Consider the following 26,934-nt stretch of genomic DNA (forward strand, 5'->3'; position numbering starts at 1 on the left):
CTGCAAAGCCAATTCCTGCATGGTGGCCAATGCCGCCATGATCGGAAAGGGCAGGAGACGGAAAGCGCTTAGTTCGTTGCCAAAGTCGGCGTCAGGTCAAGCTTGCTCCACTTTTCGGAAAGCGTCTTGATCGTGCCGGCCTTGGCAGCATCTTCGATCGCCGCATCGAACTTCGCCTTCAAGTCGGTTTCACCCTTGCGCATACCGATGGCGACTTCGGTTGCCAGCATAGCGCCCTTCATCAGCGGGCCCGACATTTCCAGGTCCTCGTTTCCGGGCTTGGCGAGTGCCGTCGTGCCATAGACACCGCTGTCAAAGCCGGCGTCGATGCGCCCGGCCTTCAGGTCGAGATCGCGTTCGCCGGAATTCTGATAGGAACGGACACTGACATCGCTGCCGAAATAGGCATTGATCAGCTGTTCCTGGCTGGTCGACTGAACGACGCCGATTGTCTTGCCCTTCAATTCCTCGCCAATCTTGGCCATGACTGGATCCGCCGCCGCCTTGTCGTTGAGATTCAAGCGCTTGCCGGTATCGGGGAGATCGGCGACCGTGCCGCCCTTCAGCAGCAGGAAGGATGCGACGCCGCTCGCGTAAGGTAGGGTGAAATCCACCACCTGCTTGCGCTTGTCATTGATGCCGAGGGTCATGATGAGATCGTATTTTCCGGCATTGAGGCCGGGGATCATGCCGGCCCAATCACCGGCGATCAGTTCGCAATCGACCTTGGCGCGAGCGCAGAGGTCGTTGATGAGATCGACATCCAGTCCCGCGAGTTGGCCGCTGGAATTCATGAGATTCCAGGGAGGGAAGGCACCTTCGATGCCGACCTTCACATGGGTCCAGTCCTTGGCGTTCGCGGCGACTGGCGCAAAAGCAAGGGCAACTGCAATGGCTGTCAGGCCAAATATCTTCTTCATCTATTCATTCCCCTTTTCGGTGCGGCGTGGTTGGCGCCGGTTGGATGGAGCGTTGTCCGCCCCCTGTCAGTTTCGATGGTTGTCGGTTTTTCAGTCGAGGGCGCTCTTGAGGACGGCATTCGCTTCCCGCAGCGCAACAGCGACGCGATTGCGGGTCTGGCGTGCGTGAACCACATGAAAGGCGGTGTCTTCTGAACGAGCCGGCAGGCGCGCAAGCTCCCTTATGCCATCGAGCGACGGCCAGGGCGCGTGCGGCAGAGCAGAATCCGGATGGAAGCGTTCGCCGCTGGTGTAGTTGAGCGGCACCAGCAGGCGCGATGCACGCATCAGCGCCGTATTTATTCGTTCTGCTGCAGCCTCGGTTGCGCCGTCCGAACGCTTCTTCAAGACAGTGGCCTGTCGCTCGAGGTCTGCCGCCGACAGTCGAAGTGCGCCGATATCCAGCCGCCCCGCGAGGGTCTGGTCCAGTCGCGCGAGCTCGTCGCCAAGCGATCGTGCATAGACTGCATAGTCCAGAGGCAGGACCTTTGCCGTCAAAAGGCGGCGCAGCACCAAAAGAATGATACGCGTATCACGGACAAGGTTGTCCGGATCGATGTGCTCGACCGTGTCCTGTGACGTATGCCACCACCAGCCAAGGGCCGTCAGCATTTTGACCGGGGACGGCGGCTGGTGGCTGAGGCTGCCGAACATGGAGGGAATGCCGACACCCCAGAAGGATTGATCGGCGGCGCGGCCATGGCGCCGGCCGGCATGTTTCTGCCCCGATACGGCTTCGATCGCTTCGGCAGCGACGGAGCGCAATTCGTCGATAACGCCGGAATTGGTCAGGACGGTCGCGCCTTCTCCGCCGGTGGAATCGACATTCACATGGGCGACGCAACGGCGGTCGAGTTCGTCGAAATATTCATCGGCATACCAAGCCGAGCCAGAATAACGGCCATGGGAATGACCCGACCAGAAGCAGATACGCAGTCCACGCTTCCAATCCCGTCGTCCCTCGGCCAGCAGTCGCGCAGCTTCGAGCATGGTCGCATTGGCGCCGCCATTGTCCATGACGCCGAAATGCCAGGTGTCATGATGGCCAGAGAAGAGGACGAAAGGAGTATCCTCGGCGCCTTTGTCCGGACCGAGTTCAGCAACGAGGATGGGCGTCTCGCGCCAGCCAGTATCGACTTCGGCTTCGATCGAGGCGCGGATCGTTTCACCGCCGGCAAGGCGCTTGCGGAGACGTTCGCCATCTCCCAACGCGATCGTGCAGATCGCCGTCGTCGGAAGCCTGTTGCGCGTGTGCTGTGAAGGGTTTCCCCAGACCGGCGAGACGCACATTTCGTAGAGATGCTCGTTCGGGCTGACATGGATTTGTCCGATCGCGCCGGCAGCGCTTGCAAGTGCTGCCACCTCTTCGGTCGCGATGCCATCGACCAGGACGATCTTGCCGCGCACATCCCGTGAGGCGAAATCAGCCTCATGCCCTTCGCCGACATGGATCAATTCGGCATCGATACCACCGGCCGGTGTGGATATGGACATGGAATGGGTGATGCAGCGTAGAGCCTCGCCATCGGCCTCCACCCTGGCTCTACCCGGAAGGCTGATGAAGGCATCATGTGACAGCAGTCGGGTACGATAACCGTAGGCGTCCATTTCAGCCTGGAGATAATGGAAGCTCTGAAGCTCTTCAGGCGTTCCCGAGAGTTTTACGCGCCGCGAGAATTCTCGGATATGCACCATGAGGCGGTTGGAATCGGGATCAAGGCCGGTCGCGTCAATCATTGTTCTTCTCCGGCAGCGGCGGTTCTACATCATCCGGGATTGGATTGACGAAAGGAGTGCCGTCGAGACGGGCCTTGTGATCCGATTTGGCCGCCTCGATGAGTGCGGGATTGCTGATAAGGTCGAGGGCGGTGCTCGCCATGATCTTTGCTGCGTGCTCCATGCCCTTGTGGGCGGCAGGAAGCTTTCCCTGCGCGACAAGCTGCCAGGAATGGCCGGGTGTGCCGATGGCATAGGTAGCACCGCGCATCTGCACGGTCGGCACGACCCAGCTCACAGTGCCGACGTCGGTGGAGCCGACGAGCGTCCCGTCGCCGGCATCAAGCGGGAAGATGATATCGCAAAGTCCCTGGTTCTTCTTCGGCTTCAAACCGAAACGACCATAGGAGGCGGCAATGTCCTCCATGCTGAAAGTCTCCTGGAATTTGCGCGCAGTTGCCTCGTCGGCGCTGTCGAAGACCGGCGGTCCGAGCCTTTCGAGATTGGCAAACATCAGCTCTTCCAGCGGCGTGTTGCCGACCAGATTAGCGTCGCCGCTGATAATCTCGCTGCGTACTGTGGTCTCTGTCATCAGGGCGGCGCCTTCGGCAACCTTCTTGACCCGGGCGACGAGGCTCAGCAGCTCGGGGAGTGTGCGGGCCCGGACCAGATATCGTACCGTCGCTCGCGCTTGCACGACGTTCGGCGCAGCACCGCCGGCATCGGTGATGGCGTAGTGGATGCGTGCCGTCGATGGCATGTGTTCGCGCATATAGTTGACGCCAACATTCATCAGTTCCACGGCGTCAAGCGCGCTGCGGCCAAGATGCGGCGTTGCTGCGGCATGCGATGCCCGGCCCGAAAAATGGAAATTGATTTCGTTGCAGGCAAGCGAGATCGGATTGTTGACGCCCGCGAAGGCCGACGGATGCCAGGATATTGCGATATCGACGTCGTCAAAGACGCCGGCTCGTACCATAAAGCCCTTCGACGAGCCACCTTCTTCGGCGGGACAGCCATAATAGCGGACCCGACCTTTCAGGCCGCTTGCGGCCAAGAAATCCTTGACCGCGGCGGCGGCCAGCATCGAACCCGATCCGAGCAGATTGTGACCGCAGCCGTGGCCATTGCCGCCGGCAACCAGTGGCCGTTCTTCGGCAATCCCAGCTTCCTGGCTGAGGCCGGGTAGGGCGTCGAATTCGCCGAGGATCGCAATTACGGGACCATCTTCGCCGGCTTCGCCCATGACGGCCGTCGGCAGGCCGGCGACGTTGCGTTGAACGCGGAAGCCTTCCTGTTCAAGGAGAAGCGCGTGCTCGGCCGAAGAGCGAAACTCCTCATAGTTGGTTTCCGGCATGCCCCAAATGCGGTCGCTGAGGTCAAAAAAGGCCTGGCTCTTTTCTTCGACCGTGTCCCAAATTTTTGATGAGTTTTTCATGGCGTTTCGATGAGGCTCGGATTATAGAGTTACCAAAATTGGCGCCAATTTAGGATACAAAAATTTTTTGCGCAATATATCGGCATGGATATTTTTTCATCAGGACGGTTTCCAGTTCCGCGCAACCGGCTACAGAAATCCGCAGCAACATGATATCGATCGCAGGTAGAAGGCAGGGGAATTGAGATGAGCGATGTCGGATTGAAGAGCGACGAGACGGTTGTCGAAGGGGAGGCAAGCCGTGATGTCACTGATCTCATTCTGAATGATATCCTCGCAGGATTGCTTCTTCCCGGAACTTGGCTCAAGCAGATCGATCTAGAAAAGCGCTATGGGTGTACGCGGCCGGAAGTACGCCGCGCACTGGACCGGCTCGCCCAGAAGCGACTGGTCGAGCATGTGCCCAATCGGGGCTACCATGTCTATGAGCCGGACGGCCGGCGCGCTGCGGAAGTCAGCGATATCCGGATAATTTTGGAGACGGCGATTGCCGGCGAAATCATCGCGAACGCTTCGCCCGACAGCATCCAAAAATTACGCGCTTTAGCCAAGCGATTCGATCAAACGATCCTCCTTGGCACCATGTTGGAACTTTATGAAGCCAATCTTGCTTTCCACCGCGAATTGCTGACGCTCGGCGGCAACAAGGAATTGGTCGAGCTGATCACCGAGATCCGCCAGCGCACCTCTTCGGCGCCGGTCTCGCAATGGCGTACCCGCGCGCGCATTGAGCAGTCCGGCCGGGAGCATCATCTGATGATCAATGCCATCGAGGCCGGCGATGTCGAAGAACTGAAACGCCTGACGATACGTCACATTCGCCAATCCTAAGGTACTCGCTGAGACCTCATCGGCACCGGTAGCTCAACCCTCGATCTTGAATTTCTCCAATGCGGTGCGGTTGAGATCGAAACCGAGACCTGGGCGTGTCGGAGCGCTGATAGAGCCATCGACATTCACCTCCAGTTGCTGGTGGACATCGCGTCCTTCAGGCACCAGAGGTTCTTCATCGCCGAGATGCGCATCGAAATCGACATTCGAAGGGAGGGGATGGACCTCCAAATGCCATTGGCTATCCCTTGAACGTAGGAGAGACTCGGCAATATTCTAACAGGGTGATTCGGGCGGCATTCGAGGAGGAAGAAAATGCTGATCAATAGCGTTCCCTGGACACGACCCGTTACCATTCGATTGCAATGTGGTCTGGAACGAAGCTTTGCCGGCGCATATGATGCGTTGGATTTCCTCGAAAATGAGTGGCCTCTCCGGAATGGAGAGCCGTATGACCGCGCCGTGAAGACATGCCGGGGAACATTGAATGGCGCGATTCCCTCGATCGTCGCGCGCGAGGCTTTTGTCGCTGCGTGCCTGGAGGCAGATATGCCGGCAGTTTTGGCGCCTCGCAAGGTGATGCCGCGGCTGAGCTCGGGGTCTTTGCGGACAACGCGTTATACTGCAAATTGAAAACACGGCTCCGCCCCAGGGCGGAGCTCCCTATCAGTGGGCATAGGTATCCTGTCGTCGCCCAACGACGGAGCTAATCTCTCCGGCTCGCGATGTCCGATACCAGCGACGTTACAAGTTGGAGAAGACAATGCCTCCAGAAGAGATGAACGACGTATTGACAAAGCTTCCGCTCCGGATCGGCGCCTATGTGCCCGAGGATCTGCTTGAGGATTGGTTTGCCCCGGGAACCGGGATGAACCCGGTCAGCAAAATCGCCCTCGAGAATGCCGAAGCCTATGGCCGGCGCTTTGAGTGTGAATTCAAATATTATCCGGAACGCTTTGAGGGCGTGTTTTGGAAGTTCGTACCGGCGATGTAGGCTAGGACGCAACGCGGCGTTCCCGGCACAATCATCTCCGCTTGCGGGCTAAACGCTGCGCGTCGCGATGATCCAATCGACAGCGGCGGAAATATCGTCCACCAATGCTGTCGGCTGGGGTTTGAAGCGCGTCTCGTCGCCGGGACGGTACTTGCCCGTACGGACCAGCAGCGCACTGGAAAGTCCAGCCCGCAAGGCGCCTGCGACATCGGTTTCCGCATCATCACCCACCATCACGGCTTCTGTTTTCGGACAATGCATGCTGGCAAGCGCCGACAAGAAGAAGTCGGGCGACGGCTTGCCCAGGACAACGGCATGCCTTTGAGTTGCAAACTCCAATGCCGCCACGAATGCACCCGCATCGAGGCTGAGCTTTCCATCCGCATCCTTGAATGTCCGGTTGGGTGCGAGCGCGAGGAAGTCCGCGCCTCCGATCAATTCCCGAAAAGCTTCGTTCAAGGTCCGATAATCGAAAATCTCGCCGGCATCGCCGACAACGAGAGCCTTGCCTTGACCCGCCGCCAGACCGTGGAAGTCGGATGCCAGATCAGGATGGGTCAGAAGGTAGGGCGATCGCTGGTGTCGACCAAGCCAATCGCGGGCTGCCTGCACGGGAGTAAAGAGTTCGTCGCCCGTGACGGAAAGTCCGAATCTTTCAAGCCGGTCCAAGATCGTTTGCTTGTTTGAGCGCGTCGTATTGCTGACGAAGCGGATGGGAAGGCCCGCCTCGCGCAGCCGGGCAACAGCAGATGTTGCGCCGGCTATGAGGTCTTCGCCGTCATAGATGACGCCAGCAAGATCCAGAAGCACGCCGTTGATCATCGAAGCAGACTACCTCTTCTTCGCCGATATCATCCCTGATTGCCGTCCCAACCTAGTCAAAGTTTCAGTGCCAGGAGCAACGCCAACAGTACGATGCCTACCAGACCGGCGACAAATACCCACCGTTGCCAGCGCTTCTGCAAAATGATTTCACCTTGACGGGCGTCCTGCGCGGAGAAAGTCGGTGGAGTATTCTTCGTGTCATCCGGGTTCTGCCGCTTGCTCATCCGGTTCCGTTCTCCACATTTGTGCGTCGGATGATCCGGAACCTCAACTGCTTTGTGGGGGAAATGTTCCAGAATATAGGGCTCGAAGGTCCCCTGCATATCACAGCTTATGTTCGGCTGTTGGCCGTCATCTTCCGGCGGTTTCTGCCGCGAGGATAATTCAAAGAAAAACACAGGAACTATCTCCCCTCCAACACGGTTATCGGTGATGCGGGCGAAGGTACGACCGACACGACAAGACGAGTCGTTGGGATAGGGGTTCACGGCGATTATGCCGCCTAAATCAAACGCGAATTTTCGATTTGGCTTTAAACGGAATAGCGCCGGAGCGTTCAATCACGAGGGTGTTGCGATGAGAACCCAAATAATACTTGCGAGTGCAACGGTAATAGCCGGATGTCTGATAGCCTCATCGGCATTGGCGACAAGCGATAAACAATTCCTGAGCGATGCCATCAAAGGCGACACTGCGGAAATCGCACTCGGACAGTTGGCTGCTCAAAAAGGCGGGAGCGACGGCGTGCGCTCGTTCGGACAGACCTTGGTCACCGATCACCGCAAAGCGAAGGGCGAGGCTACCGCTCTCGCAGCAGCTCTCGAAGTGAATGTTTCCGCAGGCCTTTCGGGGGAGGCGCAACAAGAACTCGACAAGCTCCAGCATTTGACCGGTTCCGACTTCGACAAGGAGTTTGTAAGCTTCATGGTGACGGAACATGAGAAGGTCATTTCCGAGTTCAAGGAGAAGGCCGGCGAGGGCAACAGACAGGTTCCCGAACTTGCGGCGAAAGCTTTGCCGACGCTGCAGAAGCATTTGCAACTCGCGCAATCCTTGAGTGGGCATTAAGCACACCGCTCGATGGTGACGGCCTGAGGCAATTAGGCTGGGTCTCTTGATGGACTCCGGCTATCGGTCTCCTGCGAGCACGTTTTTCAGCTCCCGGACGCTCTGGTTCAATGCTTCGACTTGCTCAGCTGTCATGCCTGACCGCTCCACCAGGGTCTCGCCGAGGCAGCTGCTCTTATTGAACAGGGCGCGACCGGTCGCGGTAAGCCATACATGGACCTGGCGCTCGTCGAATTTGCTGCGGCGGCGTTCGACGTGGCCCGCCTGTTCCAGACGCTGTACCGGCGGCGTGACGGTGCTCGATTCCAGTGCGAGCCGATCGGCGATCGCACCGACCGTCAGCCCATCGTTCTCACCCAGCGTGCATAGAACCAAATATTGCGGATAGGTAATGCCCATCACATCCAGCATCGGCTTGTATGTGCGGTTGATGGCGATGCTTGCCGCATAGAGCGAAAAGCAAAGCTGGTTGTCCAAGGGGACAGGTTTGGGTCCGGACATGCAAGTCTTCCAATCGGCGCGCGCCATGTTTCTCTATCACGAAAAATGATATCGCGATAATTTTTTTATAGACAGCAATCTGAAATGGTTTTAGGTGTGTGCATATCGCGATAATAAATCGTGCGATATTAATTAATGGAGATTGAAATGAGCCAGTCGATCAATCAAGCTACTCGCCGAGGTGTCATGACGGCCGGGCTCGGCCTGGCCGCGACGGCCGCCGTCATGCCCTTTGCTCAAACCACACAAGCCTCTCCCGCAAAGCAATCTTCGAAAGGTAAGGACACTATGAGCAGCAGCACGATTACGACCAAGGACGGAACGCAGATCTTCTACAAGGATTGGGGAAAAGGTCAGCCGATCGTCTTCCATCACGGTTGGCCGCTGAGTGCCGATGACTGGGACGCGCAGATGCTGTTTTTCCTGAACCAGGGTTACCGCGTCATCGCCCATGACCGCCGCGGTCACGGCCGCTCGAGCCAGACGGCGACCGGCAATGAAATGGATACCTACGCCGCCGATGTCGCAGAGCTTGCGGCACACCTCGACCTGAAGGGCGCCATTCATGTCGGCCATTCAACTGGCGGCGGTGAAGTTGCCCGCTATGTGGCCCAACACGGCGGCAACGGCCGGGTTTCCAAGGCGGTGCTGATCGGCGCGGTCCCGCCGATCATGGTCAAGTCCGAGAAAAATCCTGGTGGTTTGCCGATAGAAGTGTTCGACGGTTTCCGTGCTGCGCTTGCCGCCAACCGTGCCCAGTTCTTCCATGATGTTCCGGCCGGCCCGTTTTACGGCTTCAATCGTCCGGGTGCGACCGTCTCGGAAGGCATCATCGACAACTGGTGGCGCCAGGGCATGATGGGCGGCGCCAAAGCTCACTACGACTGCATCAAGGCCTTCTCGGAAACCGATTTCACCGAAGACCTGAAGAAGATCGATGTTCCGGTACTAGTGATGCATGGCGACGACGACCAGATCGTGCCGATCGCAGATTCGGCGCTTCTGTCTTCCAAGCTCCTCAAGAACGCGACTTTGAAGGTCTATAAGGGCTTCCCGCACGGCATGGCCACCACCCATGCAGATGTCATCAATGCGGACCTGCTTGCCTTCTTCAAGGCATAACCATTCTCAAAAAAAGAAGAACGCGCCCGCCAGGAGGCGGGCGCTTTGCGGGCAATGTGTTGTCTGTCTCACACAAATCCATGCAGGCTCACAAAACTACCTGCGCCGCATGCCTGGCGATGACCGATGGCGGAGAAGCTATGGCCTCCGTTGCCGATCTTACCGACCACCTTCGATTTTGCGGTGACGCTGGTTGGTGCCGCCCTTGCCGTAAGGGTAATCCAACGGCTGCGGTGCACTGATTTCGCTAAGCCTTTCCATCTCCGCTTCCGATAGCGTCAGTTCCGCTGCACCGAGATTGTCAGCAAGTTGTCCCGGCGTGCGCGCGCCCAGGATGACCGAGGTCACGGCCGGTCGCGCGGCCGTCCAGGAGAGTGCCACCTGCGCCATGCTGACGCCGTGCGCCCTGGCGATCTCTTCGACGACCGCGATGATCGCCCAGGTCCGCTCCTGCGCATTGCGGGCGGCGTAGGATTCGCTGCCACGATTGGGGTTTTCACCGAGGCGAGTAGCTCCTGTCGGCATCTGGTCGCGCTTGTATTTGCCGGTCAGCCAGCCGCCGCCGAGTGGCGACCAGGGCAGAAGGCCCATACCGGCATCCTGGCAGGCCGCGACGATTTCGAGCTCGATATCGCGGACGAGCAGATTGTATTGCGGCTGAAGCGTGACTGGGCGCGTATAGCCACGCGCCTTGGCGATTTCGACGGCCTTGGCGATATGCCAGCCAACATAGTTGGAGAAACCATAATAGCCGATCTTGCCGGCAGAGACGGCATCGTCGAGGAAGCGCAGCGTTTCCTCGATCGGGGTCAGTGCGTCCCAGGCGTGCATCTGGTAGAGGTCGATGTGTTCGACACCGAGGCGCCGCAGCGAATCATTGAGAGCTTGGTTGAGATGGCGGCGTGATAGACCGATATCGTTCGGCCCAGTGCCCATCGGGAAACGCCCTTTGGTGGCGATAACCGCCTGTCGCGCCTCGGTCGGCCGTGCTTTGAGCCAGCTTCCAATGATCTCCTCCGATCTGCCGGCGCCGTAGACGTCGGCAGTGTCGATGAAATTGCCACCCCAGGCGAAATAGTCGTCCAGCAATCTGTGAGATGCCGCTTCGTCCGCTTCTGCGCCGAAGGTCATGGTGCCAAGGCAATATGCCGTGACAACAGCCCCGCTGGGGCCGAGCTTGCGATAATCCATTCCTGCCTCCTCTGGTGGAGCACCTGCATCCGAGCCGCAAAGCGGTCGGCAGAGCGAGAGCCCCGTGATCTATAGCGATGTCGTGCTTGAGACGGCCTCCGGCCATCGAATGACGTTCGGCGCTCCACGTTAAAGCGCGGGGCCGTGCTGCAACCATAGCCCATCATGCCGCTGCGACAAGTGGGTTTGGAAAATAAGCAGCGCCACTCTTGCTGGCATGGATCAATCAAAGATCTCGGCTCTTTTTGCCAGCAGGGATTCGATGGTGCGGAACACTTGCTGGAGATGTTTGGCCATATGTCTTTTGGCTGCGGAAGAATTGCCAGCTTCGATGGCGTTTACAATTGCCAGATGCTGCTCGTAAAGCGCTGCCAGTTGACCCGGCTCGGGCAGGCTTAGAACACGAACGCGGTCGAGCTGGCCTTTGACATTCTGGATGACCTTCCAGGCCCTCGTCAGATTGACGGACACGGACAGGATGAAATGAAAATTTTCATCCTCCGCCAAGAATCCATCAAGATCACTATGGTCGACTGCACGCTTCTGCCGCGCCAGGCTCTCATGCAGGCGGGCGATGGCGACGGGGTCGGATAGTTCGGCGACGCGTGCGACAACTGACATTTCGAGCGCTTCGCGAATGAATTGGGCTTCCAGGACCTCCGAAACACGGATCGGCGCAACGAATGTGCCGCGCTGGGGAAAGATATCGACCAGCCCATCCTCGGCGAGCTTGATCAGCGCTTCGCGAACCGGCGTACGGCTGACACCGAGCATTAGGGCGAGTTCTTTTTCGCTCAAAGCCTGCTTGGGCGCGAGACGGAGATTGAGGATCGACTGGCGGATATTGCCATAGATCTGCGGTGCCATCGGCAACTTCGGATCAATCGCGAGCAAGGATGCCGATTGTTTGTCGGTCAGAGACAATGGAGCCTTCCGGTGCGTGGTGGAACGCTTCTATACACAAGGGAAGTGGCAGCGTTCACGACAAGCTTAATTGACATATTACCATGGTAGTATATCTGAATCGAGAGTGATTATCGCCGCGTTCGGTAGCGCCGGTTTTCAAAGGAAAATTCAGGATGAGACATACCTGGAGATGGTTTGGACCGATCGACAAGGTCAGCGCCAAGGATGCCGTTCAGGCCGGCGCCAGGAAATCCTGGACGACTTGGCGCGCGGCGCTCAACCGGGCTATCCTGCCATCGGCCGGTTGAAGGGTCTCGCGGAACTGCGTGGCATCGAGCGCGCCTTGTCACACCCCCAATATGGATTTGCCCAATGATGGAACGATTGACTGCCCGCACGCAACTACATGGTTCAATTCAGTCGCCGGCTTATGATAGGCAGGTTCTAAAGCCCGGGATCGTTCACATCGGCCTTGGCGCCTTTCACCGTGCGCATCAGGCGGTCTACACGGATGCGGCGCTTGCGGATGGATTTGGAAACTGGGGTATTGTCGGCGTCAGCCTACGGTCGACGGAAATCGCTCACGATATGCGGGCGCAGGATTGTCTTTATAGTGTTGTTGCGCGCGACCGCTCCGGCGATAGTGTGCGGGTGGTGGGCTCGATCGTGGAGGCGCTCGCCGCCAGCGAGGATGGCGAGGCTGTCCTTGCGAGGCTCGCCGATCCGGCTGTCTGCGTCGTCACGCTGACTGTCAGCGAAAAGGCTTACGGCATAGATCCCGTCGGCGGCGGACTTGATCATGCCCATGCGGCAATCGTCCACGATCTGAAGTCGCCTACTCGCCCGATCGGGGTCATCGGTTACCTGACAGAAGGGCTCGCCCGGCGACGGGACGCAGGTCAGCCGCCGTTCACGGTGCTTTGCTGCGACAATCTGCCGAGCAATGGACGCATCGTCCGGCGCCTTGTGATCGAGATGGCAGCGGCGCGCGATCTTTCCCTCGCGGGATGGATCGAAGAAAACGTATCCTTTCCGTGCAGCATGGTCGATCGCATCGTTCCTGCCGCAACGCCAGAGACTCGCGCCCGTGCCGAAAAGCTACTGGGAGTGGAGGACAGACTATCGATCGAGGCCGAAACCTTCTCGCAATGGGTGATCGAGGATGATTTCGTTTCGGGACGCCCCGCTTGGGAAGCGGGCGGCGCGCTCTTCGTCAAAGATGTCGAGCCCTATGAGAAAATGAAGCTACGGTTGCTCAACGGTTCGCATTCGCTGATTGCCTACCTCGGACAATTGCACAAGCTCGAATTCGTCCGCGACGTCATGGGAGTGCCCGAGAATGTCGCGCTGGTCCGACGGCACATGCAGGCCGCGGTTGGGACGCTTGATCCAGTGCCGGGCATCGATCTTGCCCATTATATGGACCAGTTGGTTGAGCGGTTCGAAAACCCAGCCATCGCCCATCGCACGCTGCAAATCGCCATGGACGGCTCGCAGAAACTGCCTCAGCGGCTCTTTCAGCCCGCCGTCGACGCTCTTTCTTCAGGAAGCGACGGGGCTGCGTTCGCGTTTGCTACGGCCGTTTGGATCGCCTTTCTCAAACAGGCCGGCACTCTGGACGATCCACGCTCCGGGGAACTGTTGAAGGCGGCGGCTGACGTCGTGCAGACCGACGATGAAACAGCTTCCTTCTTTGCTGTACCGGGGCTTTTTCCTGCGGAATTGCAGGCAAACAGGGCCTGGAGAGACGGCGTGAATTCGCTCCTGAAATCCCTAGCCTGAGGCGAGAGGTTCATTGCGAAAACAAGGTGCATGACGTACAGACCGTTTTCTCCAAATCTCTGTTTCGCCGAATCTGAACGCTTTCCGCCCATGGACCAAACACCGACCACTCGCATGCTGGCCTGGGCGCGCAATTCGACGATCTATCGTCTTGAACGCAAGATGATGACCGAAAAGCAGTTGTTCGATGCGATCACGAGAAAGGCGAAGCAGAAATTTGAAGGCATCAGCGACGCGCAGATTCAGGCCGTCGCTGACTTCGCCGTCAAATTCGCCTATGGCCAGAAGGCGCTTAATGATGTCGCCTATGCCGAGGTCAGCACGCGCTCGGCGGTTCGTTCCGGCAAATCAAGGAAGGCCATTGCTTACAAGCTTTCTGCGAACGGCATAGATGGTGAGACGGCGGCGGCGGCTTTGGATGCGACCGACGATGTATTCGCCGCGGTCATCTTTGCCCGCAAGCGCGGCTTCGGCCCGTTTCGGCGAAATGAGCTCGATGAGAAGCGAAAGGCGAAAGAATTGGCTGCGTTCGCCCGGAACGGTTTCGGTTTTGAGATCGGTAAGGCGGTTTTCAATATGACCCACCAGGAGGCCGAAGAACTTCTATACTCGTCGGTGGCATTCTGAGTAAGACGCGTTGGGCTCGGATGTCGGTCAGGCGGTAGCGTTGGCGTAAGGTGCTGAGCCGAGGTCGGGCTGGCGCAATAGCCGCTTCACAAGCTCCGGCGCGACCATAACGTTGAACGTTTGTAGGTCGGCGGAAATGACGAGCACATAACGTTGAAGCCGTCGACCGCACCCACCTGAAACCATTACTGAATGACATCGGCAAATTCGCTTCCCGTGCCGACGGCCAAAAGATGGCCACCGCCGCTGGCAAGCCGCAACAGCAGTTGCCGCAAAGCAAGGCCATCGCGCCTGGCAATTCCGACAAGTTACCGAGACGCGGTGCCGGCTCGACTGGTTGATGTCGGAGCTGACGATATCCTCAGGGAAGATCTGCGCCGCTCAGGTCGACGCCGAGAAACGACGACATCTTAGCGAGCAGATGTTCGGGCACCGCGATGCTATTCATGTCGGCGAGCCTTTGTTCCGCTGCCGCGCGCGTTTCGCCGAAGACAGGTCGATCGTGCTTTGCAAGGACGGACCGAAAACCTCGGCTCCTTTCCGTCGAGGAATTCCCGAATATAGGCAGCCCGATTGAAAGCGGAACCTCCAGCCGGTAGTTTCGTCGGGAATGACGGCATCGTTTTGGGGGCTTTGCATGGGGCTAGGCATTCGATTTTATTTGCTTGTGGCCTGTCTCGTGTCTTTGCCGGTGGTTGCACATGCGCAATGGCAGGCCGTCGAAAAGGTGAAGACCTATGCCATAGCGGGAAAATCCGGCGCCGAACTTTATGAATCAATCGGGGGACGGGGCCCTGAGGTTGGAAGCAAAGTTCGCGCTATCGCATACACGGGTTTCAAGCTGACCTGGACGAGGAAATATGAGCCTCAAGGGAGTTCCTGTGTCCTTGTTTCGGCACAGCCGAAGCTGATCATCACCTATACGTTGCCCAAGCCTGCGGAGCAGTTGCCGGCCTCAACTCGGAGAAGTTGGGAAACCTTTATCGCTGGCGTGCACAAACATGAGCTCGTGCATGGCGAGATGATCAAGGACATGGTGAAGGAGATCGAGGCTGTAAGCGTCGGCCTGTCCGCCGCGGATGATCCTGATTGCCGCAAAATCAGAGCCGATCTGACAACGCGCCTAGCCGAGATTTCGAACAAAGAGAGGCAGCGAGCCCGGGATTTCGACAAAACCGAGCTCAGTGACGGAGGCAATCTCCAACAGCTCGTCCTTAAATTGGTAAGGGAGCGGTAGAGCCTGCCGGCGCCTTATTGTGCCATGGCCAAATAGCTATTGCCGATCGAAACGGCTTCGGCGGTTTAGACCCCGCCGAGGTAGATGATCGATCACGCCTTCAAACGGCATCGGCTCCGATGGCGGCAAGCGCGGCGCGGGCGACTTCGAAATCCTGATCGCCCGTGCCCGATCCTACGCCAATCGCACCGGCAAGCCGGCTGCCGAAACGAATGGGCAGACCGCCCGGCAGATGCGTGACGCCGCCCTTTGAGGCGATGCCGGCGGCGGTGCCGAATTCGAAAGACATGGTACCCGTCGGCGCGTTGCTCGAAGCGGCTGTGCGGGCCTTGGCGCGAGCCGTGTGCATGCTCAGATATTTCGCACCGTCCATCCGGATGCTGGCAATGGTTTCGCCGCTCGCGTCGACAATGAAGACGCATTGCGGGATGCCGATCTTTTCGGCGTGGGCGATCGCGGCGGCAAGAGCCTGCATTGCGCCGGCATGGGACAGGATCAGGGTTTCGCGCGTGATAGACATGGGCTTGTAACTCCTTGATATGAAATTCTTGTGGCGAAGATAGCCAGTGGGGCCGCGCCGATAGAGGTCTTGGCGGGCGCCTGGACATGCGCCACGCTTTCCGTTCTTCGCTAGGCCGTGAACCCATAAATCTGCAGGGCGGACGGCTTGCCAGAGTCCGCTATGCACCGATAGCAACCAAATTCTGCAGCGCAAGCTGGATGACGCAAAGGGCCAGGAGCTGAAGTCGAGGCCTCACGTTTGGAATGCTCGCGCGTCAGATTGCGAATATCTTTCCGACGGCCAAGGGTGCCACGGTGCTGTCACCATAAGCGTTCGCGAGGGCATTCACCGCCCGCCAGCCTGTGCAATGGCCCGGCGCAATTAAGGTAAGACCGAACGTTCCGATATCGCGCACGGATTCGGCAATGATCTTCTCGTTGCCGCCCGCCAAGTGGAAGCCGCCAGCAACAGCATAGAGCGGGATCGTCGGGAAACTGGACTGCGCATGTTTGAGAACGTTGATGATACCTGCGTGCGAGCAGGCCGTGAGTACGACAATGCCTTTGCCGCCCACGTGAACGGCTAGAAAGCGCTCGTCCATGATGAGCGGATCATCTTCCCAAGATTGGCCGTCCTCGCTCCGCTGCTTGTGGCCGGGGAACCCCTTCTCGTAGCTCGTCATGCGGGGAATCTCGCCGCTAACTAGAAACATATCGTCGAGCAAGACTTGCGCCTCAGTCGTGACGACCGGGACGGCTCCCTTCGCAGCGAGATCGTCCGGCGAGGGGATCTCGCGGATGGGAAGTAATCCGCCGCCCGTGAGCGGCAAGGCGCGCTGGCGGAACATGCCGGGGTGCAAATAGCAGGGAATCGCGCGGCCGCCGTTTGCTTTGGTGATGAGGTCAAACGCAATCGGCAGCCCGCCGGCGTGGTCCCAGTGCCCGTGCGAGAGCACCACAGCATCGATGCTGGCGAAGTCGATGCCCAGCCGGGTCCCATTGTATTCGACCGCGAACTCCACCGGACCGGCATCGAACAGAACAACGCGGCTCGCCGCGCCGCGAAACGCCTTGACGACGACTGCCAAGCCGTGATTCGCACAACATTGGCAGCGGCCGGACAATTGTCTCATGCCCGCCCGCATAAGTGCCGTCCACTCAAGCGTGACATTCGGCGGGGCCGTGGACAAGCTGTCGGTCAGATTGTCGATCAGGATCTGAAATTCCAACCGATCCACGGGCTGCAAAGTGGGCATGGGCTGTTTCCCTCGTTCGGCCGCACGAGACTGTCTTCCGAGCTATGCGTCCTCGGGCCGAGGATAGAGTCTACCACATTAGCGAGCGGAAACGGTGCTCCACATGGGCCCAAGAAAAGCCGCGATGATACTCGAGAGATTGTTACTGATGGGCATATGCGCGCCCCACGTTCGAGATCAGCAATAGTTTGACGAGAAACGTTAGCAGCCTTTGCAAGCTCTGCTTGACTCCAGCCCAACATAGCCCGTACCCCACGGCATTGCTCCATTGTAAGAAGGCCAGTGTTCGTCATTCCGGCGTCTTGAATAGCACGCCGACCCCACCGCCGTTACGTGCGATAAACTCGATACCAGCCTCCTCCAAGGTTATCCTGATCAGCTTTAGGTTTGCCGCTGTAATCGATGGCTGTCCGTCTTCAGCTTCCGCGCGACGCACGGTCATAACACCGATACCAACGGATTTTGCGAGATCTTCCGCTGTCCATCGAAGGAGCGCTCTTGCCGCTCGAATTTGAGCTCCTGTTATTCCGCTCATTCTTTTCAATGTCTCATTGTAAACTAAGCGACCATATGGTACAAAAAACATCAAGAAGCTTCACCCCGACGCTCGAGCATCGGATGAAGCCTGACCATAACCAACCTTACGGGAGCCCGGATCATGGGTGATTCTGAGAGTAGCAGAATTTTGCGTACCGATCAGCGGCCGTTCTTCTTCCGCCACTCGGCGAACTTGATCTTTGGTGCGTCGCTGGTTGCTGGGTAAAGCCCGATGATCGTAGCGCCGCTCAAGACTTCCTCGGTGACGAAGTCTTCATAAGCCGTCATTTCAACGGCCTCGTCGGCAATCTCGTCGGCGAGATGGGCAGGGATGACGATGACGCCTTCATTGTCGCCGACCAGAACATCGCCGGGGAAGACCGCGACATCGGCGCAGCCGATCGGCACGTTCATTTCAATCGCTTGGTGCAACGTCAGGTTCGTCGGAGCGGATGGGCGGTGATGATAGGCGGGGATATCGAGATTGGCGATTTCTGGGCTGTCGCGGAAGCCGCCATCGGTCACGACGCCGGCCACCCCGCGCACCTGAAGCCGTGATATAAGGATCGAGCCCGCGGATGCTGCGCGTGCATCCTTGCGGCTGTCCATGACCAGAACCGCGCCAGGCGGACACGCTTCGACAGCGGCGCGCTGCGGATGCTCCGGGTTGCGGAAGACATCGATGGTGTTCAGGTCTTCGCGCGCGGGGATATAGCGGAGTGTAAAGGCCTGGCCGACCATGTTCGCTTTCTTCGGCGACAGCGGGCGGACGTCCTGGATGAATTGATTGCGGAGTCCTCTCTTGAAGAGCGCCGTGGCGATCGTCGGCGTCGCCACACCCATCAACTTGTTGCGCGTCTCGCTGCTCAAAACGAAGTTGCTCATGACATATGTCCCTTGCAGTCAATATATGTCGGGTTCGCCCGGCGTCGGGCCGAAACCGGTTTCCAAGAAATCGAAGTCGCAGCCGGTGTCGGCCTGCGCCACATGACGAGCAAACATCCAGCCATAGCCGCGGCCGAATTTTTCTTCGGGCTTAACCCAGGCTTCGCGCCGCCGCTGCAATTCATCTTCATCCACCACTATATCGATCCGTCGGGCTTCGAGATCCAGGCGAACGATGTCGCCGTTCCTTAAAAGGGCCAGCGGGCCGCCGACATGCGATTCCGGGGAGACATGCAGGATACAAGCGCCATAGCTCGTCCCGCTCATGCGCGCGTCTGATAGCCGCAGCATGTCGCGATGCCCCTTTTTCAGCAGCGCCTTCGGCATCGGCAACATGCCCCATTCCGGCATGCCCGGGCCGCCTTGCGGGCCGGCGCCGCGCAGCACCATGACGTGGTCGGGGGTGATGTCGAGATTTTCGTCGTCCACCGCTGCCTTCATCTCCGGATAGCTGTCGAAGACCAGCGCCGGTCCCTGATGCTTGTGGAAACGCGGATCGCAGGCGGCGGGCTTGATGACGGCACCGGTCGGCGCGAGATTGCCCTTCAGAACCGCGAGCGACCCCTCGTGATAGACGGGATTGTCGAGCGAGCGGATGACATCTTCGTTGTAGCACTTGGCGCCCTCCAGCGTTTCTCCGAGGGTGACCCCGGAAACGGTCAGTGCAGAGAGGTCAAGCTTGGAGGAGAGCTTCGCCATCAGTGCCCGCAGGCCACCGGCGTAGTAGAAGTCCTCCATGAGATAGGCCTTGCCGGTCGGTCGGATATTGGCAAGTACTGGTGTCGTACGCCCAGCTCGGTCGAGATCGTCCAGCGTAAGGTCGACGCCAGCACGGCGCGCCATCGCGATCAGATGCACGACCGCGTTGGTGGAACAGCCCGTTGCCATCGCCACGGTGACGGCGTTACCGACGCCGGCCGCAGTGACGATCTTCGAGGGGACAAGATCTTCCCAGACCATCTCGACGATACGGCGGCCGACGGCCGACGACATTCGGATGTGATTGGAGTCGGCTGCCGGGATCGAACTCGCTCCGGGCAGGGTCAGGCCCAGCGCCTCCGCGATCGCGGTCATGGTGCTCGCCGTGCCCATCGTCATGCAGTGGCCGTAGGAGCGGGCAATGCCGGCTTCGACCTCGACCCATTCCTTCTCCGAAATCGTGCCGGCTCGGCGCTCGTCCCAGAACTTCCAGGAATCCGACCCGGAGCCCAGATATTGGCCGCGGTAATTGCCGCGCAGCATCGGGCCGGCGGGCAGGTAAATCATCGGCAGGCCCATGCTGAGCGCGCCCATGACGAGGCCGGGCGTGGTCTTGTCGCAGCCGCCCATCAGCACGGCACCGTCGACCGGATGCGAGCGCAGAAGTTCTTCGGCCTCAATCGCCAGCATGTTTCGATAGAGCATGGTGGTCGGTTTGACATAGCTTTCGGACAGCGACAGCGCCGGCAACTCTAGGGGGAAGCCGCCGGCCTGAAAGATGCCGCGCTTCACGTCGTCGACACGATGCTTGAAATGGGCGTGACAGGGGTTGGCATCGGACCAGGTGTTGAGGATGGCGATGACCGGCTTGCCCGTCCATTCTTCCGGTGCATAGCCCATCTGCATGGTGCGCGAACGATGTCCGGAACTTCTGAGGTCGTCGGGCGCGAACCATTTGGCGCTGCGCAACTCTGTAGATTTCCTTCTTGTAGGCATTATTTTAAGACCTTATTCAACTCTTATCTGAGGAGATGAGACCGCGTAGCATATCTTTCCTTCATGCCCCATTTCTGCAGGGTCCGGCGCTCGATCGATTGGAAAACTAGGTTCTCGACGAATAGGCCGATGATGATGACCGTCAGCAGGCCGGCGAAGACCGAGGGTATATCGAGGAGGTTGCGGTTTTCGAAGATGAACCATCCAAGCCCGGCCTTGGCAGGAAACGCCGAAGACGAGTTCCTCGCAAAATACGCAAACCCATGAAATCGCGTTTACAGAAATTGACTAAAGCACTAATGTATCAGTGCATCAAGCCTTAAATTGTGCTTTATGAGCTGACGTTCTCGATCAGCAAGGTAGCCAGTGAAAGTAAACCCGAAAGAATTCGCCTTGGATCGCTCTCGCCAGGTCGCGCCCCAGATCTTGGAAATTCTGAGGTCGCGCATTCTTTCAATGAGTTTGCCGCCGACCACTGTCCTGTCGCGCACCTCGCTCCAGAGCGAATTCAACGTCAGCCAGACACCAGTTCGCGACGCCTTGATCAGGCTGGAGGAAGAAGGGCTCGTCGAGGTCTATCCGCAATATGCAACTGTCGTCGCGAGAATCGATATCAGCAACGCCGTCGAGGCGCATTTCCTGCGTTTGTCGATCGAGCTGGAGGCCATCCGGCGGCTGACGGCCGAATCGCCCTTGGAAACGGCGGAAGCATTGCGGCATGTTCTAGTGCGCCAGGAGCATGTCATGTCGCCGGAGACCTATGATCTTTTTGATGGTCTCGACAAGGATTTCCACCGCGTTCTCTTCGAAAGGGTCGGCATCCTGGGCCTCTGGGCAACCGTCCGGCGCCAGAGCGTCCATCTCGATCGACTTCGGATGCTGAACCTGCCGATGCCGGGCAAATTGCAGCAGGTCATCGCCGATCACCATGCCATCGTCGATGCCGTCCGCCTGGGGGACGTGGGTCAGGCTGTGGCGGCGCTTCGCAAGCATCTTTCCGGAACGCTGTCGATCATCGATCTTATTTGCGAGAAATATCCGGATTACGTCAGCCGTTAGCCGGCTATCCGATAACGGTCACGACAAGGCCAACAGCAGGCTGCCGATGTCTTTTGCGAACGCTGATCCCGGTTTGGGAGGGGTTTGCGGGCTCTGAAATGCCGTGAGCCGTCCGGCGAGCGAACTCTGCATTGGCTTCGGCGGCGCTTCGTGCGAGAAAAGATCAGCTCGAAACAAATCACGGAGTCGAAGTGACCATCGGACTTGCGCACGCCGAATTGATCGCGGTTCTGACGGCCGTCACCGGCAACGATCCGAGGGTTATGACGGTGCGGTCCGGCGATGCGTTGCCGTCGGGTCCGTTCGAGCTCGGCCATCGGACACTGCAAACCGGTCTTCGCGAATGGGTGCAGGAACAAACGGCGCATCCCGTTGGATATCTAGAGCAGCTCTATACTTTTGCCGATCGCGATCGCAACACCGAGATTCTTGGCGGCCGAACGATTTCGATCAGCTATCTTGGCCTGGTGCGCGAGCAGGCGGCCCCCGGCGGCGGCAGGCCGGGATGGCATGGTTGGTACGAATATTTCCCCTGGGAAGACCATCGTCACGGCCGTCCGGCCGTGTTGGACGATATTGTTGGGCGGCTGAATATCTGGATCGCCCGCGACCCAGCCCGCCATGATCAGCGCCGGCGCCGCGCGGATTTTACCTTTGGATTGAACGATTGCGCCTGGAACGAGGACCTCGTCCTGCAGCGCTATGAGCTTCTCTATGAGGCTGGGCTTGTGCTGGAGGCGCACTGCGCTCAGCAGAACAATACCGGCCGGCCGATGTTTGCCGACCATCGGCGGATTCTTGCCACCGGCATGGCGCGGCTTCGTGCGAAAATCAAATATCGCCCCGTCGTTTTCGAGCTGATGCCGGAGAGTTTTACGCTCCTCCAATTGCAGCGCACCGTCGAGGCCCTGGCGGGCCTGACGCTGCATAAGCAGAATTTCCGCCGGCTGATCGAGCAGCAGGAGCTAGTGGAAGAAACAGGAGCAACCGAAAGCGAGACAGGTGGCCGCCCGGCCAAGCTGTTCCGCTTCCGCCGCGCCGTGCTTGAAGAACGTGAACTCGCCGGAACAAAATTGCCGCTCTCTCGCAATTGACATATGCTCACAACGAGAATATCTATTGGCTCATGATATGCTCGGAGTGAGTATAATAAGGAGAGCCGGCCATGAACTATCCCGTATCCGCATCCTCCCTCTATGATCGCGTCAGCCGCGTCATTCCCAAAGCCGAATGGATGATGTTTCAGGATGATGTCGAGGCAATTCTCGAGCTGAAGCGCCGTCGCAACGCCGTCATTCTCGCCCATAACTATCAGACGCCGGAGATCTTCCACGGCGTCGCCGATATCGTTGGCGACAGCCTCGCGCTTGCCCGCAAGGCGATCGATGTGGACGCCGATATCATCGTGCTTGCCGGCGTGCATTTCATGGCCGAAACCGCCAAGCTGCTCAATCCGGAAAAGACCGTGTTGATCCCCGATATGGCCGCCGGTTGCTCGCTGGCGGAATCGATCACGCCGGAAGACATTTCACTGCTGCGTCAGGCGCATCCCGGTGTTCCCATCGTCACCTATGTCAACACGTCCGCTGCGGTGAAGGCGGCATCCGATATCTGCTGCACATCGGGAAATGCCAAGCAGGTGGTGGAATCGCTCGGCGTTCCCAAGGTGCTGATGATCCCCGACGAATATCTGGCACAGAACGTGGCACGCGCGACCAATGTCGAGATTATCGCCTGGCATGGGCATTGCGAAGTGCATGAGCTTTTCACCGCCGACGATGTGCGCCAGCTTCGCGAGAATTATCCCGGCGTGACGGTGCTTGCTCACCCGGAGTGCCCGCCTGACGTCGTCAGGGAAGCGGATTTCGCCGGCTCTACAGCCGTCATGTCTGACTATGTCGGCAAGAAGCACCCGGCGCGCGTTGTTTTGCTGACCGAATGTTCGATGAGCGACAATGTCGCCATCCATCATCCGGATGTCGAGTTCATCCGGCCATGCAATCTGTGCCCGCATATGAAGCGCATCACGCTCGAAAATATCCGCAAGGCACTCGAGGAAAATCAACACGAAGTGACCGTCGATCCGGCAATTGCCGTCGCGGCGCGTCGCGCCGTGGAAAGGATGCTGGCGATATGACCGAGGTTCTTGACGAATTTGCAGATCGCGTCGTCATCGTCGGCAGCGGCCTCGCCGGACTGATGGCGGCACTGACGCTGGCGCCGCAACCGGCCGTCATTGTCACCCGCGCCGCACTGGGCGCTGAGACGTCAAGCGCCTGGGCGCAAGGCGGCATCGCCGCAAGCGTCGGAGCCGATGATAGCGCGGAGCTGCATCTGGCCGACACGCTCGCCGCTGGCGATGGGCTATGCGATCCGGCAGTAGCCGCAAGCATAATTGTCGACGCGCCCGCAGCAATTGTGGCTCTGGAGCGGGCCGGCGTTGGCTTTGACCGAAGTGGCGCGGGCGCCTTGTCGCTCGGCCTCGAGGCTGCCCATTCGCGCCGCCGCATCGTTCATGCCAAAGGCGACGGCTCCGGCGCGGCGATTGTCCGGGCGCTGGTCAAGGCCGTCGCCAACACGCCGTCCATTACAGTCCTTGAAGCATATGAGGCGAGGCGGCTGCTCCTTAGCGGTGAGCGGATCAGCGGCCTGCTATGCGCGACACCGAAGGGAATGGCCGTTCTTCCCACCTCCCGCGTGCTCCTTGCGACCGGCGGCGTTGGCGGCCTCTTCGATTCCACTACCAATCCCATTGAAAATTTCGGACAAGGAATCGCGCTTGCGGCGAGAGCTGGAGCGCTTCTGGCCGACATGGAATTCGTGCAGTTCCATCCGACGGCACTTGCTTCCCGCCGCCGGCCGTTGGCACTGGTCAGCGAAGCCGTGCGCGGAGAGGGCGCCGAACTGGTCAATGAGAAAGGCGAGCGCTTCATGGCGTCGGTTCCCGGTGCGGAATTGGCCCCCCGCGATGTGGTCGCGCGGGCGATCAGTGCGGAAATCGCACGCGGCGGCCGTGTTTTTCTCGACGCCCGCGAAGCGCTAGGCAGTCGCTTCGCTAGCCGCTTTCCCGTCATCGATGCGCTCTGCCGCGAGGCCGGCATTGATCCGTCGCGCGAACTCATCCCCGTGCGCCCCGCCGTTCACTATCACATGGGTGGCGTGGCGACGGATACGAAAGGCCGCAGCTCCGTTTCTGGCCTCTGGGTGGCAGGGGAGGCGGCATCCACAGGTTTGCACGGAGCCAATCGGCTCGCCAGCAACTCGTTGCTGGAGGCAGCTGTCATGGGCGCGCGCGCGGCGCGCGACATTGCCGGTGTCCCCGCAAGCCCTGCGATCCTGCCTCCAAACTATGCGCACTCGCCGGCGCCGGATGCTTCGCTTGTTCGGCCGATCGTCTCGCGTCATCTCGGCGTGCTTCGCAATGCCGGCGCCATTCATGGAGCGATTGCTGCACTTCTGCCGCTTGCCGAAAGCGAAGGCCAGGCGGCCGATCCCGCCATCGTCGCATTGCTGATCGCTGTTTTCGCCAACCTGCGGACGGAATCGCGCGGTGCTCATGCCCGAACGGATTTTCCGCTGAAGCTGCAGCAGACGCAGCGCCGGACGATGCGTCTCAAAGACGCCTTGGACATTGCTCGATCCGTTATACCCTATTCCTTCGCCAGGAGCGCCTGACATGACCCTCGTTCCCCTTCCGCGCCTCGTCGTCGAGCCGCTGGTACGCAGTGCCTTACTGGAAGATCTCGGTCTTGCCGGCGATATCACCTCTGCCGCCGTCATCCCGGAGGATCATCGCTCCTGCGTCGCCATCGTGGCCCGTCAGCCGGGGGTGATTGCCGGACTTGATGCCTCGGAACTCGCCTTTGAGCTTGTCGATCCCAGGACGGTCATGACCCGCCATCTTCTGGATGGCGCGAAGGTCGGCGCCGGCGACGTCATTGCAACGATCGAAGGCCCGTCCCGCGGCCTGCTGACGGCCGAGCGCACGGCGCTGAATTTCCTCGGCCATCTCTCCGGCATTGCGACCGTGACGGCCGGTATCGCCGACGCGATCAACGCAACGAAGGCGTCGATTGTCTGCACACGCAAGACGACGCCGGGACTGCGGGCGCTGGAGAAATATGCGGTCCGGGCCGGCGGGGGCATGAACCATCGTTTTGCGCTCTACGACGCGGTGCTGATCAAGGACAATCATGTCGCGATCGCCGGCGGCGTCGCTAAGGCGATCCGGCGCGCCAAGGCCGGCGTCGGCCATATGGTCAAGATCGAGGTCGAGGTGGATACGCTCGAACAGCTCCGCGAAGCGATGGAAGAAGGCGTCGACGCCGTGCTGCTCGACAACATGACGCCCGATCAACTGCGCGAGGCGGTGATGATCGTTGCCGGCCGCGCAATCACCGAGGCATCAGGCCGGGTCACGCCTTCGACGGCTATGGCATTCGCTGCCTCCGGCGTCGATCTGATCTCTGTCGGCTGGGTGACGCACAGCGCGCCGACGCTCGATATCGGGCTCGATTGGAAATCGGCCGCGTAACCGGGAGCGGCTGTCAGACCACAGTCGGAACCTGCGCACCATCCATGCTGATTGCGACGCCGGTGACATAGCTTGCCTTGGACGAACTCAGGAAGGCAACGACATTGGCGATCTCTTCCGGACTTGCCATGCGGCCGATAGGGATACGGCTTAGGGCGGCGGCAAGCGTATCTTCTTGGGTGGCGCCGACGAGCTGGGCCTCAGCCTCCATGCCCCCTTCATGCCCCCGGCCACGCGGTCCGTCTCGGTGAGGCCGGGATTGAGGCCGACGACGCGGACGCCTTGGCTGGCATAGGCATTGGCTTGACAGACGCTTGCGAGCATCAACGCGGCTTTGGCCGGGCCACCGGCAAGATGGGTCGGCTGGGCGATCTTGCCGCCATTGCCAATGATATTGACGATTGTGCCCGAGCCGCGCGCGGCCATGCGTTGACGAGAACATCGATCGGGCCGATATCGTTTTCGCCCTTATCGACGACCTACAGAGCCTCTGCGTCAGAAGTCAGGTCGGCAATGTAGCCATGGGCTCCTGGAAGGCGGGAGAGCGCAGTGTCGAGGTTGGCTTGCGCTCGCGAAAATATGCCGACACGTGCACCCTCGGAAAGAAACAGGCTGGGCATAGGCGTAACCAATACCCTTCGAGCCGCCGGTAATCAGAACGACCTTGTCGCCAAGACGCAAGTGGAATTTCTCCCAGATAGGTTGCAATCGGAGCCGCACGCTATGTCGTGGGGATTTTTGGAGTACAGTCCACGTCTTCCCGAGCCGGATAACGATATCGTTATGGAAATTGCGCCGTGGCATTCGGTTAGCGCTTGCGCATCCTTGACCTTGCTGCTCAAAATCCATGGGTTAGAACATTTCGCTTGTAATCTTAGTGAATCTATGTATATCCCTCCAAAATGGAGAGATTTGTGAGCATAGGCGAAGCGGCGAAAGTCTTAGGCGTGTCGATCACGATGTTGCGCCGATGGGAAGCTGAAGGCCGTCTGGTGGCTGAACATACACCGGGCGGCCATCGCCGTTACGATCTTGTCAAGCTTCGTCCAGAGCAATTCCGCGCAGCTCAAGACGCCACCCGCAAAACCATTGCTTACGCCCGCGTATCCAGGCGAACATTCCATTGCGACGATTGTGGATACGAGACCGGGCGCGATCACAACGCAGCCCGCAACCTTGAAAAACTGGCCGCAAGCTCTGCGGTGTCAGC

The 26,934-nt window shown here is 59.3% G+C and carries 31 protein-coding genes and 2 pseudogenes; 15 read left to right on the forward strand and 18 right to left on the reverse strand.

Annotation, left to right across the window (positions count from 1 at the left end):
* Positions 1 to 68: 68 nt before the first annotated feature.
* From PY650_RS24200 to PY650_RS24210, 3 genes are all read right to left on the reverse strand, one after another.
* Positions 69 to 920 carry a transporter substrate-binding domain-containing protein gene (locus tag PY650_RS24200; RefSeq protein WP_285882135.1) on the reverse strand — a complete coding sequence of 284 codons (852 nt, stop codon included), beginning with the start codon at positions 918 to 920 and terminating at the stop codon, positions 69 to 71.
* Between the two features lie 90 nt (positions 921 to 1,010).
* Positions 1,011 to 2,696, reverse strand: coding sequence for a M28 family peptidase (locus tag PY650_RS24205; protein WP_285882136.1), 1,686 nt, complete (start codon positions 2,694 to 2,696; stop codon positions 1,011 to 1,013).
* The gene (locus PY650_RS24210; RefSeq protein WP_285882137.1) at positions 2,689 to 4,113 is read right to left on the reverse strand and encodes a M20 family metallopeptidase; all 1,425 of its coding nucleotides are present in this window, start codon (positions 4,111 to 4,113) and stop codon (positions 2,689 to 2,691) included. Before PY650_RS24210 ends, PY650_RS24205 begins: the two co-directional genes overlap by 8 nt.
* Before the next feature lie 186 nt (positions 4,114 to 4,299).
* Between PY650_RS24210 and PY650_RS24215 the strand changes: the two genes are divergently transcribed.
* Positions 4,300 to 4,944: a GntR family transcriptional regulator gene (locus PY650_RS24215; protein WP_285882138.1), complete on the forward strand. Its 645-nt coding sequence runs from the start codon at positions 4,300 to 4,302 to the stop codon at positions 4,942 to 4,944.
* A 33-nt stretch (positions 4,945 to 4,977) separates the two neighbouring features.
* Here PY650_RS24215 and PY650_RS24220 read toward each other — a convergent pair whose 3' ends face one another.
* Positions 4,978 to 5,175: a hypothetical protein gene (locus tag PY650_RS24220; RefSeq protein WP_285882139.1), complete on the reverse strand. Its 198-nt coding sequence runs from the start codon at positions 5,173 to 5,175 to the stop codon at positions 4,978 to 4,980.
* 84 nt (positions 5,176 to 5,259) lie between these two features.
* On the opposite strand from PY650_RS24220, the gene PY650_RS24225 reads away from it, so the two are divergent.
* A complete protein-coding gene (locus tag PY650_RS24225) occupies positions 5,260 to 5,577 on the forward strand; it encodes a DUF982 domain-containing protein (RefSeq protein ID WP_285882140.1) in 318 nt (105 codons plus the stop codon).
* A gap of 130 nt (positions 5,578 to 5,707) precedes the next feature.
* Complete coding sequence (locus PY650_RS24230) at positions 5,708 to 5,938, forward strand: hypothetical protein (RefSeq protein ID WP_285882142.1); 231 nt, start codon at positions 5,708 to 5,710, stop codon at positions 5,936 to 5,938.
* Between the two features lie 48 nt (positions 5,939 to 5,986).
* Here PY650_RS24230 and PY650_RS24235 read toward each other — a convergent pair whose 3' ends face one another.
* Both PY650_RS24235 and PY650_RS24240 read right to left on the reverse strand, forming a co-directional pair.
* A complete protein-coding gene (locus PY650_RS24235) occupies positions 5,987 to 6,760 on the reverse strand; it encodes a TIGR01458 family HAD-type hydrolase (RefSeq protein ID WP_285882143.1) in 774 nt (257 codons plus the stop codon).
* Between the two features lie 56 nt (positions 6,761 to 6,816).
* Complete coding sequence (locus PY650_RS24240) at positions 6,817 to 7,251, reverse strand: hypothetical protein (RefSeq protein WP_285882144.1); 435 nt, start codon at positions 7,249 to 7,251, stop codon at positions 6,817 to 6,819.
* 88 nt (positions 7,252 to 7,339) lie between these two features.
* Between PY650_RS24240 and PY650_RS24245 the strand changes: the two genes are divergently transcribed.
* Positions 7,340 to 7,831: a DUF4142 domain-containing protein gene (locus PY650_RS24245; protein ID WP_285882145.1), complete on the forward strand. Its 492-nt coding sequence runs from the start codon at positions 7,340 to 7,342 to the stop codon at positions 7,829 to 7,831.
* A gap of 60 nt (positions 7,832 to 7,891) precedes the next feature.
* Here the strand turns inward: PY650_RS24245 and PY650_RS24250 are convergent, their stop codons facing one another.
* Positions 7,892 to 8,332 (reverse strand): MarR family winged helix-turn-helix transcriptional regulator, encoded by a 441-nt coding sequence (locus PY650_RS24250; RefSeq protein WP_285882146.1) that lies wholly within the window; start codon positions 8,330 to 8,332, stop codon positions 7,892 to 7,894.
* Positions 8,333 to 8,620: 288 nt separating this feature from the next.
* Here PY650_RS24250 and PY650_RS24255 point away from each other — a divergent pair, with 288 nt between their 5' ends.
* Complete coding sequence (locus PY650_RS24255) at positions 8,621 to 9,454, forward strand: alpha/beta fold hydrolase (protein WP_285882169.1); 834 nt, start codon at positions 8,621 to 8,623, stop codon at positions 9,452 to 9,454.
* A 159-nt stretch (positions 9,455 to 9,613) separates the two neighbouring features.
* On the opposite strand, the gene PY650_RS24260 is transcribed toward PY650_RS24255, so the two are convergent.
* Entirely contained in the window at positions 9,614 to 10,645 is a 1,032-nt protein-coding gene (locus PY650_RS24260) for an aldo/keto reductase (protein ID WP_285882148.1), read from the reverse strand.
* A gap of 222 nt (positions 10,646 to 10,867) precedes the next feature.
* A complete protein-coding gene (locus tag PY650_RS24265; protein WP_285882149.1) occupies positions 10,868 to 11,569 on the reverse strand; it encodes a GntR family transcriptional regulator in 702 nt (233 codons plus the stop codon).
* 211 nt (positions 11,570 to 11,780) lie between these two features.
* Between PY650_RS24265 and PY650_RS24275 the strand changes: the two are divergent.
* The 4 genes and pseudogenes from PY650_RS24275 to PY650_RS24290 all read left to right on the forward strand — a co-directional run.
* Positions 11,781 to 11,927: pseudogene (locus PY650_RS24275) on the forward strand (mannonate dehydratase); the annotation flags it as partial.
* Positions 11,924 to 13,333: a mannitol dehydrogenase family protein gene (locus tag PY650_RS24280; protein ID WP_285882150.1), complete on the forward strand. Its 1,410-nt coding sequence runs from the start codon at positions 11,924 to 11,926 to the stop codon at positions 13,331 to 13,333. The pseudogene PY650_RS24275 and the gene PY650_RS24280, both read left to right, overlap by 4 nt.
* Before the next feature lie 90 nt (positions 13,334 to 13,423).
* On the forward strand, positions 13,424 to 13,960 hold the full coding sequence (recX, locus tag PY650_RS24285) for a recombination regulator RecX (RefSeq protein ID WP_285882151.1): 537 nt from the start codon (positions 13,424 to 13,426) through the stop codon (positions 13,958 to 13,960).
* Positions 13,961 to 14,597: 637 nt separating this feature from the next.
* Positions 14,598 to 15,197: a DUF922 domain-containing Zn-dependent protease gene (locus tag PY650_RS24290; RefSeq protein ID WP_285882152.1), complete on the forward strand. Its 600-nt coding sequence runs from the start codon at positions 14,598 to 14,600 to the stop codon at positions 15,195 to 15,197.
* A 100-nt stretch (positions 15,198 to 15,297) separates the two neighbouring features.
* Here PY650_RS24290 and PY650_RS24295 read toward each other — a convergent pair whose 3' ends face one another.
* From PY650_RS24295 to PY650_RS24325, 7 genes and pseudogenes are all read right to left on the reverse strand, one after another.
* Entirely contained in the window at positions 15,298 to 15,717 is a 420-nt protein-coding gene (locus PY650_RS24295; RefSeq protein ID WP_285882154.1) for a GlcG/HbpS family heme-binding protein, read from the reverse strand.
* Positions 15,718 to 15,973: 256 nt separating this feature from the next.
* Positions 15,974 to 16,954 (reverse strand): MBL fold metallo-hydrolase, encoded by a 981-nt coding sequence (locus PY650_RS24300; RefSeq protein WP_285882155.1) that lies wholly within the window; start codon positions 16,952 to 16,954, stop codon positions 15,974 to 15,976.
* Positions 16,909 to 17,247 carry a helix-turn-helix transcriptional regulator gene (locus PY650_RS24305; protein ID WP_349644512.1) on the reverse strand — a complete coding sequence of 113 codons (339 nt, stop codon included), beginning with the start codon at positions 17,245 to 17,247 and terminating at the stop codon, positions 16,909 to 16,911. The genes PY650_RS24300 and PY650_RS24305 overlap by 46 nt, the downstream gene beginning before the upstream one ends.
* Positions 17,244 to 17,489 carry a helix-turn-helix transcriptional regulator gene (locus PY650_RS24310; protein ID WP_285882170.1) on the reverse strand — a complete coding sequence of 82 codons (246 nt, stop codon included), beginning with the start codon at positions 17,487 to 17,489 and terminating at the stop codon, positions 17,244 to 17,246. The genes PY650_RS24305 and PY650_RS24310 overlap by 4 nt, the downstream gene beginning before the upstream one ends.
* A gap of 161 nt (positions 17,490 to 17,650) precedes the next feature.
* A complete protein-coding gene (locus PY650_RS24315; protein WP_285882157.1) occupies positions 17,651 to 18,376 on the reverse strand; it encodes a ribonuclease activity regulator RraA in 726 nt (241 codons plus the stop codon).
* An 18-nt stretch (positions 18,377 to 18,394) separates the two neighbouring features.
* Positions 18,395 to 20,131, reverse strand: a complete 1,737-nt coding sequence (araD, locus tag PY650_RS24320; protein WP_285882158.1) for an L-arabinonate dehydratase — start codon at positions 20,129 to 20,131, stop codon at positions 18,395 to 18,397.
* Between the two features lie 23 nt (positions 20,132 to 20,154).
* A pseudogene (locus tag PY650_RS24325) lies at positions 20,155 to 20,377 on the reverse strand (hypothetical protein); the annotation flags it as partial.
* Between the two features lie 120 nt (positions 20,378 to 20,497).
* On the opposite strand from PY650_RS24325, the gene PY650_RS24330 reads away from it, so the two are divergent.
* The 5 genes from PY650_RS24330 to nadC all read left to right on the forward strand — a co-directional run bounded on the left by PY650_RS24330 (position 20,498) and on the right by nadC (position 25,724).
* Positions 20,498 to 21,190 (forward strand): GntR family transcriptional regulator, encoded by a 693-nt coding sequence (locus PY650_RS24330; protein WP_285882159.1) that lies wholly within the window; start codon positions 20,498 to 20,500, stop codon positions 21,188 to 21,190.
* A gap of 191 nt (positions 21,191 to 21,381) precedes the next feature.
* Positions 21,382 to 22,284: an NUDIX hydrolase gene (locus tag PY650_RS24335; protein ID WP_285882160.1), complete on the forward strand. Its 903-nt coding sequence runs from the start codon at positions 21,382 to 21,384 to the stop codon at positions 22,282 to 22,284.
* A gap of 71 nt (positions 22,285 to 22,355) precedes the next feature.
* The gene (gene nadA / locus PY650_RS24340) at positions 22,356 to 23,327 is read left to right on the forward strand and encodes a quinolinate synthase NadA (protein WP_285882161.1); all 972 of its coding nucleotides are present in this window, start codon (positions 22,356 to 22,358) and stop codon (positions 23,325 to 23,327) included.
* Positions 23,324 to 24,865, forward strand: a complete 1,542-nt coding sequence (locus PY650_RS24345) for an L-aspartate oxidase (protein ID WP_285882162.1) — start codon at positions 23,324 to 23,326, stop codon at positions 24,863 to 24,865. The genes nadA and PY650_RS24345 overlap by 4 nt, the downstream gene beginning before the upstream one ends.
* A 1-nt stretch (position 24,866) precedes the next feature.
* Complete coding sequence (gene nadC / locus PY650_RS24350; protein WP_285882163.1) at positions 24,867 to 25,724, forward strand: carboxylating nicotinate-nucleotide diphosphorylase; 858 nt, start codon at positions 24,867 to 24,869, stop codon at positions 25,722 to 25,724.
* Positions 25,725 to 25,737: 13 nt separating this feature from the next.
* Here nadC and PY650_RS24355 read toward each other — a convergent pair whose 3' ends face one another.
* Both PY650_RS24355 and PY650_RS24360 read right to left on the reverse strand, forming a co-directional pair.
* Positions 25,738 to 25,935, reverse strand: a complete 198-nt coding sequence (locus PY650_RS24355) for an SDR family oxidoreductase (RefSeq protein ID WP_285882164.1) — start codon at positions 25,933 to 25,935, stop codon at positions 25,738 to 25,740.
* The gene (locus PY650_RS24360) at positions 25,875 to 26,150 is read right to left on the reverse strand and encodes an SDR family NAD(P)-dependent oxidoreductase (RefSeq protein ID WP_285882165.1); all 276 of its coding nucleotides are present in this window, start codon (positions 26,148 to 26,150) and stop codon (positions 25,875 to 25,877) included. The genes PY650_RS24355 and PY650_RS24360 overlap by 61 nt, the downstream gene beginning before the upstream one ends.
* 488 nt (positions 26,151 to 26,638) lie before the next feature.
* Here PY650_RS24360 and PY650_RS24365 point away from each other — a divergent pair.
* Positions 26,639 to 26,934: MerR family DNA-binding transcriptional regulator (locus PY650_RS24365; RefSeq protein ID WP_285882166.1), on the forward strand; the 296-nt coding region annotated here is incomplete at its 3' end.

The sequence above is a fragment of the Martinezella calliandrae genome, assembly GCF_030272695.1.
GTDB lineage: Bacteria > Pseudomonadota > Alphaproteobacteria > Rhizobiales > Rhizobiaceae > Rhizobium > Rhizobium calliandrae.

Bases quoted from the DNA above. Each gene is read 5' to 3' on its own strand.
- PY650_RS24255 (WP_285882169.1), top strand. From the start codon at position 8,621: ATGAGCAGCAGCACGATTACGACCAAGGACGGAACGCAGATCTTCTAC.
- PY650_RS24355 (WP_285882164.1), bottom strand. From the start codon at position 25,935: ATGGAGGCTGAGGCCCAGCTCGTCGGCGCCACCCAAGAAGATACGCTT.
- PY650_RS24260 (WP_285882148.1), bottom strand. From the start codon at position 10,645: ATGGATTATCGCAAGCTCGGCCCCAGCGGGGCTGTTGTCACGGCATAT.
- PY650_RS24315 (WP_285882157.1), bottom strand. From the start codon at position 18,376: ATGAGCAACTTCGTTTTGAGCAGCGAGACGCGCAACAAGTTGATGGGT.
- PY650_RS24345 (WP_285882162.1), top strand. From the start codon at position 23,324: ATGACCGAGGTTCTTGACGAATTTGCAGATCGCGTCGTCATCGTCGGC.
- PY650_RS24250 (WP_285882146.1), bottom strand. From the start codon at position 8,332: ATGTCCGGACCCAAACCTGTCCCCTTGGACAACCAGCTTTGCTTTTCG.
- PY650_RS24360 (WP_285882165.1), bottom strand. From the start codon at position 26,150: ATGGCCGCGCGCGGCTCGGGCACAATCGTCAATATCATTGGCAATGGC.
- araD (WP_285882158.1), bottom strand. From the start codon at position 20,131: ATGCCTACAAGAAGGAAATCTACAGAGTTGCGCAGCGCCAAATGGTTC.
- PY650_RS24245 (WP_285882145.1), top strand. From the start codon at position 7,340: ATGAGAACCCAAATAATACTTGCGAGTGCAACGGTAATAGCCGGATGT.
- PY650_RS24205 (WP_285882136.1), bottom strand. From the start codon at position 2,696: ATGATTGACGCGACCGGCCTTGATCCCGATTCCAACCGCCTCATGGTG.
- PY650_RS24235 (WP_285882143.1), bottom strand. From the start codon at position 6,760: ATGATCAACGGCGTGCTTCTGGATCTTGCTGGCGTCATCTATGACGGC.
- PY650_RS24210 (WP_285882137.1), bottom strand. From the start codon at position 4,113: ATGAAAAACTCATCAAAAATTTGGGACACGGTCGAAGAAAAGAGCCAG.
- PY650_RS24230 (WP_285882142.1), top strand. From the start codon at position 5,708: ATGCCTCCAGAAGAGATGAACGACGTATTGACAAAGCTTCCGCTCCGG.
- nadA (WP_285882161.1), top strand. From the start codon at position 22,356: ATGAACTATCCCGTATCCGCATCCTCCCTCTATGATCGCGTCAGCCGC.
- PY650_RS24290 (WP_285882152.1), top strand. From the start codon at position 14,598: ATGGGGCTAGGCATTCGATTTTATTTGCTTGTGGCCTGTCTCGTGTCT.
- recX (WP_285882151.1), top strand. From the start codon at position 13,424: ATGGACCAAACACCGACCACTCGCATGCTGGCCTGGGCGCGCAATTCG.
- PY650_RS24200 (WP_285882135.1), bottom strand. From the start codon at position 920: ATGAAGAAGATATTTGGCCTGACAGCCATTGCAGTTGCCCTTGCTTTT.
- PY650_RS24225 (WP_285882140.1), top strand. From the start codon at position 5,260: ATGCTGATCAATAGCGTTCCCTGGACACGACCCGTTACCATTCGATTG.
- nadC (WP_285882163.1), top strand. From the start codon at position 24,867: ATGACCCTCGTTCCCCTTCCGCGCCTCGTCGTCGAGCCGCTGGTACGC.
- PY650_RS24300 (WP_285882155.1), bottom strand. From the start codon at position 16,954: ATGCCCACTTTGCAGCCCGTGGATCGGTTGGAATTTCAGATCCTGATC.
- PY650_RS24295 (WP_285882154.1), bottom strand. From the start codon at position 15,717: ATGTCTATCACGCGCGAAACCCTGATCCTGTCCCATGCCGGCGCAATG.
- PY650_RS24280 (WP_285882150.1), top strand. From the start codon at position 11,924: ATGATGGAACGATTGACTGCCCGCACGCAACTACATGGTTCAATTCAG.
- PY650_RS24305 (WP_349644512.1), bottom strand. From the start codon at position 17,247: ATGACGAACACTGGCCTTCTTACAATGGAGCAATGCCGTGGGGTACGG.
- PY650_RS24215 (WP_285882138.1), top strand. From the start codon at position 4,300: ATGAGCGATGTCGGATTGAAGAGCGACGAGACGGTTGTCGAAGGGGAG.
- PY650_RS24310 (WP_285882170.1), bottom strand. From the start codon at position 17,489: ATGAGCGGAATAACAGGAGCTCAAATTCGAGCGGCAAGAGCGCTCCTT.